General features: G+C 49.3%; 14 protein-coding genes, 3 tRNA genes and 1 pseudogene. 7 read left to right on the top strand and 11 right to left on the bottom strand.

Translation table 11 applies throughout. From position 1 onward, the window contains the following. Window positions 1-41: 41 nt before the first annotated feature. Window positions 42-1,049 (bottom strand): nucleoid-associated protein YejK, encoded by a 1,008-nt coding sequence (gene yejK / locus AC2A1E_RS20630; protein ID WP_484385313.1) that lies wholly within the window; start codon window positions 1,047-1,049, stop codon window positions 42-44. A gap of 235 nt (window positions 1,050-1,284) precedes the next feature. Between yejK and AC2A1E_RS20625 the strand changes: the two genes are divergently transcribed. The 3 genes from AC2A1E_RS20625 (at window position 1,285) to AC2A1E_RS20615 (ending at window position 3,451) form a co-directional block, all read left to right on the top strand. After that, entirely contained in the window at window positions 1,285-1,512 is a 228-nt protein-coding gene (locus AC2A1E_RS20625) for a YejL family protein (RefSeq protein WP_076941538.1), read from the top strand. Window positions 1,513-1,521: 9 nt separating this feature from the next. Further along, window positions 1,522-3,297, top strand: a complete 1,776-nt coding sequence (gene yejM, locus AC2A1E_RS20620) for an LPS biosynthesis-modulating metalloenzyme YejM (protein ID WP_484385312.1) — start codon at window positions 1,522-1,524, stop codon at window positions 3,295-3,297. Window positions 3,298-3,374: 77 nt separating this feature from the next. Continuing rightward, window positions 3,375-3,451 (top strand) — tRNA-Pro (locus AC2A1E_RS20615). Between the two features lie 105 nt (window positions 3,452-3,556). Here AC2A1E_RS20615 and AC2A1E_RS20610 read toward each other — a convergent pair. From AC2A1E_RS20610 to AC2A1E_RS20585, 6 genes are all read right to left on the bottom strand, one after another. After that, the gene (locus tag AC2A1E_RS20610) at window positions 3,557-3,844 is read right to left on the bottom strand and encodes a phage tail fiber protein (protein WP_484385311.1); all 288 of its coding nucleotides are present in this window, start codon (window positions 3,842-3,844) and stop codon (window positions 3,557-3,559) included. A gap of 268 nt (window positions 3,845-4,112) precedes the next feature. Further along, window positions 4,113-4,406 carry a hypothetical protein gene (locus AC2A1E_RS20605; RefSeq protein WP_484385310.1) on the bottom strand — a complete coding sequence of 98 codons (294 nt, stop codon included), beginning with the start codon at window positions 4,404-4,406 and terminating at the stop codon, window positions 4,113-4,115. Window positions 4,407-4,527: 121 nt separating this feature from the next. Continuing rightward, window positions 4,528-4,731, bottom strand: coding sequence for a phage tail assembly protein T (locus tag AC2A1E_RS20600; protein ID WP_484385309.1), 204 nt, complete (start codon window positions 4,729-4,731; stop codon window positions 4,528-4,530). Between the two features lie 186 nt (window positions 4,732-4,917). Further along, on the bottom strand, window positions 4,918-5,397 hold the full coding sequence (locus AC2A1E_RS20595) for an anti-virulence regulator CigR family protein (protein WP_484385308.1): 480 nt from the start codon (window positions 5,395-5,397) through the stop codon (window positions 4,918-4,920). A gap of 331 nt (window positions 5,398-5,728) precedes the next feature. After that, on the bottom strand, window positions 5,729-6,127 hold the full coding sequence (locus AC2A1E_RS20590; protein WP_484385307.1) for a hypothetical protein: 399 nt from the start codon (window positions 6,125-6,127) through the stop codon (window positions 5,729-5,731). A gap of 87 nt (window positions 6,128-6,214) precedes the next feature. Continuing rightward, window positions 6,215-6,373 (bottom strand): hypothetical protein, encoded by a 159-nt coding sequence (locus AC2A1E_RS20585; protein ID WP_484385306.1) that lies wholly within the window; start codon window positions 6,371-6,373, stop codon window positions 6,215-6,217. A 225-nt stretch (window positions 6,374-6,598) separates the two neighbouring features. Between AC2A1E_RS20585 and AC2A1E_RS20580 the strand changes: the two genes are divergently transcribed. The 3 genes from AC2A1E_RS20580 to AC2A1E_RS20570 all read left to right on the top strand — a co-directional run bounded on the left by AC2A1E_RS20580 (window position 6,599) and on the right by AC2A1E_RS20570 (window position 11,154). Next, the gene (locus tag AC2A1E_RS20580; RefSeq protein ID WP_484385305.1) at window positions 6,599-6,997 is read left to right on the top strand and encodes a VOC family protein; all 399 of its coding nucleotides are present in this window, start codon (window positions 6,599-6,601) and stop codon (window positions 6,995-6,997) included. Window positions 6,998-7,134: 137 nt separating this feature from the next. Next, complete coding sequence (locus tag AC2A1E_RS20575; protein WP_459402057.1) at window positions 7,135-7,377, top strand: DinI family protein; 243 nt, start codon at window positions 7,135-7,137, stop codon at window positions 7,375-7,377. A gap of 960 nt (window positions 7,378-8,337) precedes the next feature. Further along, entirely contained in the window at window positions 8,338-11,154 is a 2,817-nt protein-coding gene (locus AC2A1E_RS20570; RefSeq protein ID WP_484385314.1) for an autotransporter outer membrane beta-barrel domain-containing protein, read from the top strand. A 282-nt stretch (window positions 11,155-11,436) separates the two neighbouring features. Here AC2A1E_RS20570 and AC2A1E_RS20565 read toward each other — a convergent pair. From AC2A1E_RS20565 to AC2A1E_RS20550, 4 genes and pseudogenes are all read right to left on the bottom strand, one after another. Then, a tRNA-Thr gene (locus tag AC2A1E_RS20565) sits at window positions 11,437-11,512 on the bottom strand. 6 nt (window positions 11,513-11,518) lie between these two features. Further along, window positions 11,519-11,606 (bottom strand) — tRNA-Ser (locus tag AC2A1E_RS20560). Between the two features lie 157 nt (window positions 11,607-11,763). Next, window positions 11,764-12,093: an osmotically-inducible lipoprotein OsmE gene (osmE, locus tag AC2A1E_RS20555; protein WP_473187764.1), complete on the bottom strand. Its 330-nt coding sequence runs from the start codon at window positions 12,091-12,093 to the stop codon at window positions 11,764-11,766. Between the two features lie 193 nt (window positions 12,094-12,286). After that, window positions 12,287-12,376: pseudogene (locus AC2A1E_RS20550) on the bottom strand (VOC family protein); the annotation flags it as partial. Window positions 12,377-12,491: 115 nt separating this feature from the next. Between AC2A1E_RS20550 and AC2A1E_RS20545 the strand changes: the two are divergent. Continuing rightward, window positions 12,492-13,646, top strand: a complete 1,155-nt coding sequence (locus AC2A1E_RS20545) for an MFS transporter (RefSeq protein ID WP_484385304.1) — start codon at window positions 12,492-12,494, stop codon at window positions 13,644-13,646. Window positions 13,647-13,655 lie beyond the last annotated feature (9 nt).

Here is a 13,655-nt window from a genome sequence, read left to right as displayed (position 1 = left end):
AACGCCGCAATTGCGGCGTTTTTTATTGGCTGCGATCCGGCTTATTGGCCGCCGCCTGAACGGCGTTGCAGCTGATCGCGCAGGTTCGGCGGCGTGCCGCGAATAGTCAGCGTATCGGTAGCCGGATCCCAAAAGATCCGCTCACCTAACAGCATCGCATCAAAGTTCAGGCTGATGCCGCCACCGCTGCCGGCAAATTTGGTCAACTGACGCAGCGTACCGCGATCCGCCGGGAAACTCTCTTCCAGTTGATAGCCCTGCTCGCTGGAAAATTGCAGGAAATCTTTTTCACCTACCGGCGCAATTTCTTTCGACAGCTCCTGTAACGCAATCTCTTCGCCTGCCTGCAACTGCTCATTACAGTAGCTGTAAACCTGCTGGCGCACCGACTGGCGTTCGTTCTTGCCCAACTGCGCATCGGCACAGTAGTCGTCCACCGCTTGCAGCAGGCCACGGTTCTGCGCCTTGGTGTCCAGGCCTTCGGCTGCCGCCAGGAAATCCATGAAGAAATCGGAAACTTTACGGCCCACGCGCCCTTTCAGGAAGGTCAGGTAACGCGTTGATTGCGGATTGGTTTCCCATTCAGTCAAATCAATACGCGCCACGATATCCGCGTGGTTGATGTCCAGATAGTGAGTCATGCTGAGATCCAGCTCTTCATTGACGCGCGTACTGTTACAGCTGTTCAGCACGGCGATCAGCAAATACTCCACCGCCAGATAACGGTATTGGCCAAACAACACCACGCCGCCGGAGGCAAACGGGTATTTGGCCAGTTCATCGCGCAGGCGACCGGTCGCTGCACGGCTGAATGCCAGGAAGTCTTCATCACCCTTGCGGCAGGTACGCAGCGCATCCGCCAGTTCGCTCCCTTCGTTAAACAGGCCATAAGCTTTGCTCTTGGCGCTGTAAACGCGGTGCAGCTCTGCCATCATCTCTTCCACCGCCGCATTGGTGGGGAGAAGGGAATCGCGCAACACCACGTCCAACGTCTGTTCGTCGCGTTTAACCAACTGGTGCAGTGCGATCTGCTGGATATCCAGACTCATGATAAATCCTCCTGTTCTTTGAGCGCGTATTCAAGCACTGAAGGCTTCGAACCGCAACCGATACTCAGTGGATTTCAAGACACAGGTAGGCGCAGGAATAGAGGCAGCCCCCCTGCATCTTGAAAGGCAACGGGTATAATCATTTCCTTAACGATCTTCACGCTATAAAAGAGCGGAAAAACACGGCTCTATACGGTAAGATATTGGACTTTGTCAGGCTTTGAGCACAATCTTTATGCCACAATCATCCCGTTACAGTGACGAACACGTTGAACAATTGCTTTCTGAACTGGTCAATGTTCTGGAAAAACACCATACTCCCACCGATCTCTCTTTGATGGTGCTGGGCAACATGGTAACCAACCTGATCAACACCAGTATTGCTCCCGCGCAGCGGAAGTCACTGGCAAGATCGTTTGCCGAAGCTCTGCAAGCTTCGATCCGTGAAGATAAAGCGCATTAATAATTATTTATGGTGACAAACCGTCAGCGTTATCGTGAAAAAGTCTCCCAGATGATCAGTTGGGGGCACTGGTTCGCCTTATTCAATATTCTGCTCAGTATCGGGTTGGGCAGCCGCTATCTGTTTGTTACCGACTGGCCGGCATCACTGCTGGGGCGGGTTTATGCGTGGGTCAGCCTGATTGGGCACTTCAGCTTTATTGTGTTTGCTGCCTATCTGCTGATCATCTTCCCCCTCACCTTTGTGGTGATGTCGCAGCGCCTGCTGCGATTTATTTCTGCCGCGCTGGCCACTACGGGCCTGACTTTGCTGCTGGTCGATAGCGCCGTATTTACCCACTTCCACCTACACCTTAACCCGGTGGTATGGGAACTGGTAATCAATCCAGATCAGAGTGAACTGGCGCGCGACTGGCAACTGATGTTCATCAGCGTACCGGTGATCTTCCTGATCCAAATGCTGTTTGCCACCTGGAGCTGGCAGAAACTGCGCAGCCTTAATCGGCACAGCTTTGGCAAACCGCTGGCCGCGTTGTTTATCTGCTCGTTCTTTGCTTCGCATCTGATCTATATCTGGGCAGATGCCAATTTCTATCGCCCAATCACCATGCAGCGCGCCAATCTGCCACTTTCTTATCCGATGACTGCGCGTAAGTTCCTGGAAAAACACGGCCTGTTGAACCAAGAGGAGTACGAACGCCGCCTGATTCAACAGGGGAGCCCTGAAGCCGTAGCCGTAGAATATCCGCTGAGCCCATTGAGTTACCGTGATAAAGGGAGTGGTTATAACCTGTTGATGATTGTGGTCGACGGCATTCGCACGGCTGATATCGCGCAGGATATGCCCACCCTCACCCGCTTTGCGCAGGAAAATATCCGCTTCAGCAATCATTACAGCTCCGGCAACCAGGCTGATACCGGTCTGTTTGGCCTGTTTTACGGCATTTCGCCCACCTATCTGGATGGTATTCTGGCCGGGCGTAAACCTTCGGCACTGATTAATGCGCTGAGCGATCAAGGCTACCAGTTTGGTCTGTTCTCTTCGGATGGATTCAATGCCACGCTGTATCGCCAGGCACTGCTGGCTGATTTCTCGCTGCCAGCACCTGAAGCGCAGAGCGATGCGGTAACGACCCAACAATGGCAACGCTGGCTGGCCGCCCAGAATCATACTGCACCTTGGTTCTCTTACCTCAACTTCAGCGGTGCTGAACTACAGAATATTAGTGACAAACCGGATGCATTTATCCAGCGCTACCGTAATGGTGCGAAGGATGTTGATGCCCAGATCGCACAAGTGCTGGCGACGCTGAAAGAAAAAGAGATGCTGGACAATACCGTTGTAGTGATCACCGCAGAACACGGTATTGAATTCAACGATACCGGCGAAGGGAATTGGGGGGCAGGTACCCGCTTCAACCGCAGCCAGTTGCAGGTTCCTCTGATTGTCCATTGGCCTGGCACACCGGCACAGACGATCAACAAACTAACCAATCACAATGACGTGATGCGCACGTTGATGCAGCGCCTGTTGCATGTCAGCACCGCCGCCAATGATTACTCACAGGGTGAAGACCTGTTTGCCGCACAGCGAAAAAACGACTGGCTAGCCACCGGCAACCGCAGTCTGCTGGTGATTACCACGCCAACGCAAACCCTGATGTTGGACAGCAACGGCAGTTATCGCGCCTACGATCAGAATGATAAAGAGATAAAAGATGAAAAACCTCAGTTAGCGCTGTTATTGCAAGTGCTGACCGACGTTAAACGCTTTATTGCCAACTAACTGCTTAAATCTAAAGCAATCAGCGATAAGCCATCTTGAATTCACAACGGGAAACGGTAGTATAGGTCGCACTGCGTCGGCATGTAGCGCAGCCTGGTAGCGCACCGTCATGGGGTGTCGGGGGTCGGAGGTTCGAATCCTCTCATGCCGACCAATTTTTTATAGAGAAACCAACCTGTTACGGTTGGTTTTTTTATGCCTGAATTTTTAACATGGTAAAACAATGGTAAAACTCTGGTAAAACCCCCGACGAAGATCATCAGGGTGCGCTAGGTTTACTCCTTGGTTTCGGACTCCGGTGTATCACCCTGTTCCAGCTCGGCCGGCTGATCAGTTGCTGATCGGTATCCGGTTCCGCTACTACCTCGGGCTCTGGGATTGGTTCGGGTTCAATCACCACCTCAGGCTCATCGCTGGCTGGCATCTCCACACGCAGATCAATCCAGCGGCCAGCAGGGATATCAATCGGCGTTCCATCAGGCATAGGCACATAGATTTTTTGGTCCTTAATAACCTTCCCTTTGTTATCAATGGCATCTGTTTCCATAACGCGTTGAGTATGGTCCCGTATCGTATGTGCGATGATACGTGCGGATCTCTATGTCGCCATCTGACAAGATATGTGCTGAACTTCTATAACTGCTCATGTCAGTGATTTCCTTCTTACTTGTGGTGAGTAAGCTGGAATTTTCTTGCATGGGCTTTCTTCAGGCTAGAGCCTCACAGGAACAATCACCACCTCCCGAGGAGGTGGTTTAGGCCTGACAATAAAAAAACCACCAGTTACGGTGGTTTCTATTACGGTTGCTTTTAATTTATTTCTTGGATTGTTTTTCTATATAATCAACAAGCTCTCCTGAGAGCTCACAGCTATCATCACCTTTACGAGTAATGCCAAGCTCTTTTTCTTTCTGGCATTGCTCAAAAAAACCATGATTTAATTGAACATATTTCATCATTTTATAGAGCATCTTCATACATTCGTCTTTAGCGTCTGCATGAGAATAACAAACTCCCTGCACAAATCCGTGCAAAGCTTTAGGTGTGAGAACCGGAATAGCCTCGGATTGAAAACTGATTAAAAGTAACGCAATTAATATCCTTTTCACTTACACGACTCCGTGATTAAACAAGCAAGTTCACTCTAGCATAGAGGAAAAGGATAACGTGATTAATTCACCGCTATTGCAAATACGGTATTGAGGCAGAAGTTTATACATAGTAGATATATTAATCAGCCAGCCCCCCCAGGAATCCCTCAAACTCTGAGGTATCCTCTGCTTCTTCTTCCGCTGGCCCACTCCAGCACAGCAACATATCGGGAATAGTTATCGGGTCTTTGGTGCGCCGATAATTCAACACAGCCGCCGAGATCTGCGCGGCGTGATAGTCGCTGCGCTCATCACCGATCGGACTGATTTTGTTGAATTCCATCCAGAGGCGAAGTTCACTGACGCTAATGGTCTGGCGCTTCGCCCAGGGTTATACCTAGGCGAAGCGCCAGCTTCATCATGAACCGGGTTTCTGGCTCTCTGACTTTTTTTCAGCATCTCCCTGTGTGGTACTCAGAGCGATTGTCTGCTTAAGTAATCGGCTAAGAATTTGACGCTGCTGAAGCCTCTAATCAAATACCCCATTAATCACAGAGGCGACGATTGCAGTGCTCAAAGCAACCAGGACTAAATCATCTCCCGCAATGCGCCATTCATACCCTGGATAAGCAGGTAACTGCCCCAAAAGCGAAGCAGGCACTGCTTTCTTTGCGATCCCCGGTGGCAATGGTTTACCTCGCGCCAAATTCTTTGCGATACCTGGAGGTAAAGACTGGTAGCCAGTTAATCCATAATTCACAGCGAGTGAGCGCACATGGTCATAAGATAAATTCACAGAGACCAACTCACCCTGATTATCCTTGGATTTTGCCCCGCGTTCTGAATGGCTTTTTCCTTTACCATGGCTAGCCGAGTTACCATGACTGTTGCCGCTGTTGCCATGACCAGCGCTATTGCCATTCCCTGGGTTTGCCATAGCCGAAATAGGAGACAAGGACAGAGATGCAATCAACGCTAGAGTGAAAAACACTGAACGACATTCTGACATTTCAAATTACCTTTATTAACGAGGTGCAAGTTAACTCTAGCCTTCCATACAACATAAACAATGTAGACTCATCTTATTTTTTGTTTTACTCGGCACTTTATTTGTAGTCCTTCTGCTATTCGCAGCACGGGCAAAAGGTTCGCTTGTGACCAACGACATGAGCGCCTGGCGGTTAGTGTGCTGGTAACACCTAACCACCGCCCACTTCACAAATATAATGCTCTGGGATATTCCCAGATATACCGGACAATCCGTTTACAGTTGCATTTTCTCGTTGTCCAGAAACGACAAAACCCGCCGAAGCGAGTTTTTTGACTTGATACAGCATGTGCTACCGAAACTTTCTAGTTTTCATCAACATTTCTAACAGAAATTTCCCTGATTGCGAATCCATTTTGTAAATTCGGAATGCGCTCCTACGGAAGATTCCTCGATACATTTTTGCCATACGAGGAAAAAGTATAAAAGGAATTACGCCAGCCCCAAACGCCGCCAACCCATACATCCAGTTCGCTAGGGTAAGAATGAGCAGTACAAAGCAATAGTGCATTGCAATAGCCAAGCCACCGCATTTACTTGCCCATTTAGGTATAAGCCCCCGCGAATAGGTTCTACCATAACCGAACTCTTCAGCAATGCCCTGAGCTGTAACATTCATGCCCAAAAACCAGAATGCGGGTATGTAAGTGATGATCAATGAAGACACTACGATGATATCAAACTCACTCATTATCAGTTCCACTCCGCAAAAAAGACAGTATAAATAATACGTTAATAACTTCCAGTGTGGAACTGGGTTTCTTCGCGAGTTGATTACTCAGTGAACTTCGACTCCATTACCTGTCACAAACCGCATCAGGAGCTGCTTAACCTGTTCTTTCGCTTTCATGCCATCCGTCACATAAAGCATCAGGATTTCTTCTGCCAGGGCATCAGCCTGCTCTTCTATGTCACGTGCCATCTTGTCGGTGCTCATGCTTACGTCCTTGTTGTTGGTGTTACACAACAGTAACAAGGGTAACGTCCTCTTATCAGCCCTTCCTCTCCCTTTGCTAAGGTAACTCCTGTCACTGCCGGTTGAGCTATTGTGCTCTCAGCCTTGGATTGTTATCGTACATAACAGATTCGCGGTAGCTCTTAGCGTAAGCAGTTTCACTCGCGTTCGGCCAAAAACAGACCTGGTTTGACCTGGAGATAAAGCATGATTGATCACACCGGCATCAATGTAAGCCAATTTGCCCAAAGTGAAAAATTTTACACGGAGGTGCTGGCATCTTTGGGTTATGTGCTACGTCTGCAACTCGGTGACACCGCAGCAGGCTATGGTAAAGCAATTCTACAGCCTGGGGACGATCCGGGGGGCGCTTTCTGGATCTCTGCCGGTGAACCCTGCACGCCGCGTATTCATATTGCTTTCCGAGCCACAAGCCAAGCACAGGTGAATGCCTTTTATGATGCCGCGTTAGCGGCTGGGGCGAAAGATAACGGAGCCCCAGGATTTCGCCACCACTATCACAAGAATTACTATGCCGCGTTTGTATACGACCCTGATGGCTACAACATTGAGGCTGTTTTCCACGGTACGGCAGAGCCTATCTGAAGTGCTGGGGCTTGAGTCAATGGCGTTTTATAGCTGTGAGTTACTGCTGCAAGATTTTTGTCATTTTTCTCTTGCATAAAGCCCTGGCTCTCGGCCAAAATAACTGTATACATAAACAGTTATTTTAAGGTTTAACTATGTTCGTTGAATTGGTGTTTGATAAGCGCAACGTTACTGGCATTCCGGGGGCCGATGAAATTATTAAGGCCGAACTGACAAAACGCGTGCATCGGCTGTTCCCTGACGCCGAGGTGAAAGTAAAACCCATGCAGGCTAACGCTCTGAACTCCGATGCCAGCAAAAGTGACAGAGAGAAGTTAAACCGTCTGCTCGAAGAAATGTTCGATGAGTCTGACCAATGGCTGGTCAATGAGATTTAAATCTGACACTACCTTGCGAATAAATAATCGAAAATCTGCACCGGTATAATTTACCGGTGTAATAGCATGGCTCAAAAAATCTCATTTACTGAGCCATTTAATGTCAGTTCGAAGTATAAATAATTGAATATATACAGCCTCACCTTATTGACTGCATCTACAAAACCCGATTACTGACGAGATGCATATTATTACAACAAGATGAGTTTATCACTCAGTAATATAACCTTTTAATCAGCTATCCAAAATCATCAGAAAAGTAAGACTCTCTAATTTACTCCTAAGCTAAAAATAGGAGAGTATCAATTACACGTTGAGCAGGGAATGTCACCGCTAAACCCACCAGAAGAAAACAGAACCTACCATCCTGCTTGCGGCGACACGATACAGTCAACAACACCTAGGGTGCTTCATGATTTCATCACTCTTCCCATCCCCCTGAGAATAGACGGCAGCACTGACTTTGATACCGCATCCGTTAAATAGGGTTACTTACAGTACCGGTACAACTATTTAACAAAAATAATATCCAAAGAGACAAATTCACATTTAATTTAATATACTTAAATTTACATTATCCAAGCAAATTCCCAAAATAACAAACACTCGTTGTGGTGATTTTTTAATCTACATATAATACATCTAACTCGTCGTTTATTCTCCAAACGGTAAACATACGCACATCCAGCATAATAACTATTATATTCACTTTTTGATGTTCCTAAATAACATTAGACGCACGGAATTAACCATTAGCATTACATTAATTTAACACCAGGAAAACCTCATATGGACATACACTCTTTAGCCACATGTCGGCAATTTGTTGTTTCTAATCCAAAACCTAAAGAAAAAATCAATAGGCATCGTTCTTCCCATAATTCTACCGCAAACTCAGAAGTGACGAATGTGTTCAGGCGATCATGCCTTTCTGTTGCGCTTTCATGTTCTATCTTGAATGTGCCTTTCGCCTTCGCAGAGACGATTGATGGTGGTCAGACCGTCACTGTTCCAGGCTCACAATCCTCGCCTTGGGGCACCAATAACCTTCTGATCGGCGACGCTAGTAGTGGCACATTGCTGATTCAGGACGGCGGAACTGTCACGACCACGGGTGCCAGCTACCTCGGCAGAACCGCTGGCTCAACGGGCACGGTGCAAGTCTCCGATGCCGGATCATGGAATAACAGCAGCTACCTTTATGTAGGTTACGCGGGTAATGGCTCGCTCACCATCAGCGATGGCGGCACAGTCAGCAATACAGATGGCTATATTGCCAACATGGCAGGAGCAACAGGCGCGGTCGACGTATCCGGTGCCGGATCGCAGTGGCATAACAGCAAAACACTCGTTGTAGGTAACTATGGTGATGGTTCACTGACGGTTAGCGATGGCGGTGTTGTGAGTAATACAACGGGCTTTATCGGCTACGCCCCTGATATTACGGGTACTGTCGCGGTGTCCGGTGCTGGGTCACAGTGGAATAACAGCGCCTACCTCTATCTTGGCTACTACGGCAACGGCAAACTCACTATTAGCGATGGCGGCACGGTGAGCAATACCATGGGTCTGCTCGGCGTCAGCGCTGGAACAACAGGTGTTGTAGAGGTGTCCGGCGTTGGGTCGCAGTGGCTTAACAGCGATGACCTCTATGTTGGCAACGCTGGGAATGGCAAACTCACCATTAGCCATGGCGGTATTGTCAGCAATACCAGTGGCTATATAGGCTCAGCTACCGATGCAATAGGTGTTGTCGAGGTATCCGGTGCTGGATCGCAGTGGAGTAATCGCAACAACCTCTCCGTCGGTAGCGGCGGAAATGGCACTCTCACCATCAGCGATGGCGGCGTTGTCAGCAATACGACGGGTAGTATCGGTGAGAGCACCGGTTCAACAGGCGTTGTTGAGGTATCCGGCGCTGGCTCGCAATGGAATAACAGCGATGACCTGGCTATAGGCCGCTCCGGTAATGGCACACTGACCATTGCCGATCGGGCAGAGGTTTCCGCCAGATACGTAACTATTGCTAATAACGCATCCGCCCAAGGTACATTAAATATCGGTAACGGTAATCTGGGCGGTACTCTCAATGCATCCAGCATCCGCAGCGGAGCCGGTTCAGCAACAGTCAACTTAAATCATACTGATAATATCGCCTTCGCACCGCGGATGTCCGGTTCATTAACCGTAAACAAGGTTAATACAGGTACCACCACGCTGATGTCTGCCAGTGATTATTCTGGCGTTACTACCGTCGATTCAGGAACCTTACGAGCCGGAACGGCTGGGGCCTTCAGCTTTAACTCAGACTTTGTCATCAAAGCCGACGGAAGGTTGGATCTGGCCGGTTATGACCAAACTCTGGCCAGCCTGAATAACGCCGGTGTGGTGAGTTTTAACGGTGCTCCAGGTACTGTGTTGACCGTTGAGGGTGATTACATCGGTAACAACAGTTTGCTGAATTTCAACACGGTACTGAATGACGATGCATCGGCAACCGATAAGCTGGTGGTAGAAGGTAATACTTCAGGCACTACGTGGGTAAGTGTGACCAACGCCGGCGGCAGCGGTGCTGCTACCCTGAACGGCATTGAACTGGTACAGGTTAACGGTCTTTCTGATGGTGAATTCGTTAAAAATGGCCGTATTGTCGCAGGGGCTTATGACTACTCTCTGGCACGCGGCACGGGTGACAAATCCAACCATTGGTACCTGACCTCGGCCACGGAGCCAGTAGCACCACCAAGCCCAGAGGTTGAAGTTACACCAGAACTAAAACCAGAAGCAAGTCCGGCAATCATGGTTAAACGTCCAGAAGCCAGTAGCTATGCCTCTAACCTGGCGGCAGCGAACAACATGTTTGTGACCCGTTTGCATGATCGTTTAGGTGAAACCCAATATATCGATGCTTTGACCGGTGAGCGGAAAGTGACCAGCCTGTGGATGCGTAACGAAGGGGGGCATAACCGTTCTCGTGATGCTGATGATCAATTGAGTACGCTGGCCAACCGTTATGTATTGCAACTGGGTGGCGATATTGCCCAATGGAGTAGTAATGATCAAAACCGTCTGCATCTCGGCATGATGGCGGGCTACGCTAACGGTAAAAGCAACACGGTATCTCGCCTGTCTGGTTACCGTGCTCGCGGTTCTGTTGAGGGATACAGTGCCGGTTTGTACGGTACCTGGTATGCCAATGAAGCCGATAAGTCCGGTTTGTACGTTGATAGTTGGGCACAATATAGCTGGTTTAACAATACCGTCGATGGCCAGAACTTAAATACCGAAAAGTACAAATCCAAGGGGATTACGGCGTCAGTTGAAAGCGGCTATACCTTTAAAGTCGGTGAGAATGTAGCCCAAAACGCGATTTACTTTATCCAACCGAAAGCGCAAATCACCTGGATGGGGGTGAAAGCAGACGACCACAAAGAAGCCAATGGCACAAATGTCTCTGGTGAAGGCCATGGCAATATCCAGACTCGTCTGGGGGTGAAAGCCTTTATTAACGGTTATAGCGATCAGGATAAGGGCAAGGACCGTGTATTCCAGCCGTTTATTGAAACCAACTGGGTCCATAACACTAAAGACTTTGGCGCCACGATGGACGGCATCACCGTGAAACAAGACGGCGCGGCCAACATAGCCGAACTCAAATTGGGTCTTGAGGGCCAGATCAATAAGCAGTTGAATCTTTGGGGCAATGTGGGCCAACAGATCGGGGACAAAGGCTACAGTGATACTGCGGTGATGTTGGGAGCTAAATATAATTTCTAAGGTGATGTGACTGTAAAAACCACCCGCCTTGCCGGTGGCTACAGATTGAAAATCCCCCCAGAGCAGTTTCAGCCGCTCTGGGGGGATTTTTTTGCCCCACTCTCGGCATGCGAACCTCTCACCCCTTTGGAGTAGAGCACGACGGTGTGTGGTTTTCGCATGCATAAAGTCTCTATGCGCGCAGCTATGCACAAGTGACCGAAGCGAATAGACGAAAAAGCCCAGCAACCGTTGGGATTGCTGGGCTTAATAGACGTTAGTAAACGCGGGTATATCTAATTATGGTGCCGGCTACCGGAATCGAACTGGTGACCTACTGATTACAAGTCAGTTGCTCTACCTACTGAGCTAAGCCGGCTAAATTTGGCGGAAGGACAGAGATTCGAACTCTGGGACAGTCGCCCGTCGACGGTTTTCAAGACCGTTGCCTTAAACCACTCGGCCATCCTTCCAATGGGCGCTGATATTAGCGATACCGTTATGAAATGTCTACTGTTCCCATGCAAAAAAATGCAGAGAAACGTTCACTTGCTTAAATTTCAAACCACTAGCGGTTAAAAAATAAAGAACCACGTAAAAACGAGGCTCTTTTATAATAGTCGATGGCGATTATTTAGGCTGGGCATCGTAGTCGGAACAACTCTGATAGCCTTTGTTCATCACATGGCCTGTATCGTTAAAGCTGACAAAATAGGTTTGTGCTTTTCCATCACGCGGTGCCACGGCGTAAGTATCACAGGTCCCTTGCGCGTGGATCAGTGTTGCAGAAGTCGATGGCGGCCCGGCAATCGCACGCACTTGCTGTTTAGTCATCCCGACTTTTACATCGCTTACCACAGGTTCCTTCACATAGCTCGCAGCCCTGTCGTAAACGGTACAACCAGCAAGAACAGAAAATGCCGCCGCAATGCAAACGGTTAAGATCAGTTTCGTTGTCATAGCTCATCCTGTTGAAATGCATTTATCGTGCCCTAAGCCTAGAAGGCAAAAGGTATTCCTACAAATTGCATTTTGTTTCTCTGTGGTATTGGTCTGAGCATGTCATTCAAGCAAGCCGTACCGAATTCACGCAGTTACCGATTAATCAAAAACCAAAATCACTGAGTGAAAGCTCTGTCGCAAATTTGCGCCCTCAGTAGTTAGCCCAAATGCCTGGAGTCACCAACTCCAGCAAATGCTTATCAGGATCGCGAGAATAAATACTTTCCCCACCATGCTCCCAATACCTACTCCAGCATGGATGATAACAACGCGAATCCTTTCGACCCAGATCGCAGATTGTGATAAAAACAGGGGTTCATTTTAGCCACTTATGCAAAATCGATCCCAATACCCACATGACAGCCACTTTGTGCAGTGAACAACGTAAACCCGGTGTACCAGAACAGGTGGCCACTCGTCTGGCGTTTTTTATCGCCGGTATTGGTATGGCCGCTTGGGCTCCTTTGGTGCCTTTTGCCAAAACGCGCATCAATATTGACGACGGCTCATTAGGATTACTGTTGCTGTGTATTGGTGCAGGGTCAATGCTGGCGATGCCACTGACGGGCCTATTGACCGGCAAATTCGGCTGTCGGCGCGTGATCCTGCTGGCCGGGTTCGCACTTTGCCTCGATTTACCGCTGCTCGTCATTATGGATTCAACGGCAGGAATGGCCTTGGCACTGCTGCTGTTTGGCGCTGCAATCGGCATGATCGATGTGGCCATGAATATACAGGCAGTGGTGGTTGAACGCGCCAGTGGGCGGGCCATGATGTCTGGCTTCCACGGTTTTTTCAGCGTTGGTGGTATCGTGGGGGCCGGTGGCGTCAGCGCGCTGCTGTGGTTAGGTCTCGGGCCGCTTCAGGCTACGCTGGTGGTCGTTGCCATGATTTTGGCGTTACTTTCCATTGCCAGTAAAAACCTGCTGCGGGAAAGCGGCGGTAACGCCGGTGGCCCGATGTTTGTGCTGCCACGTGGCTGGGTGATGTTCATTGGTTTACTGTGCTTTATTATGTTTCTGGCTGAAGGTTCGATGCTCGATTGGAGCGCACTGTTTCTGACCACGTTGCGCGGTATGGATCACAGCCAGGCGGGGCTGGGATATGCGCTATTCTCTATCACTATGACGCTCGGCAGGCTGAATGGCGATCGGATGGTCAACGCCATGGGAAGATACCAGGTGCTGTTATTGGGCAGCCTGTGTGCGGCGATCGGCCTGGTGTTAGCGATCTCCATCGACAACGTGATGACCTCGCTACTCGGCTTTATGCTGGTTGGCATCGGTGCCTCCAACGTGGTCCCCATTCTGTTTACCGCCGCCGGCAATCAGCAGGCGATGCCCGCTAACCTGGCTATTGCTTCAGTCACCACTGTCGGCTATGCCGGTATTCTCGCGGGCCCTGCGTTGATCGGCTTTATCGCCCAACTCTCTAGCCTGACGTTTGCCTTCGCCTGCGTCGCTACACTGTTGCTGGTAGTTACCGTAAGCGCTAAAGCGATCACTCGCTAACACGAAGGG

It is taken from the genome of Serratia sp. HNCC26DJ206 (assembly GCF_057180605.1).
Note: the sequence above shows the minus strand (reverse complement) of the source record. Positions and strands in the feature narration are given on the sequence as shown.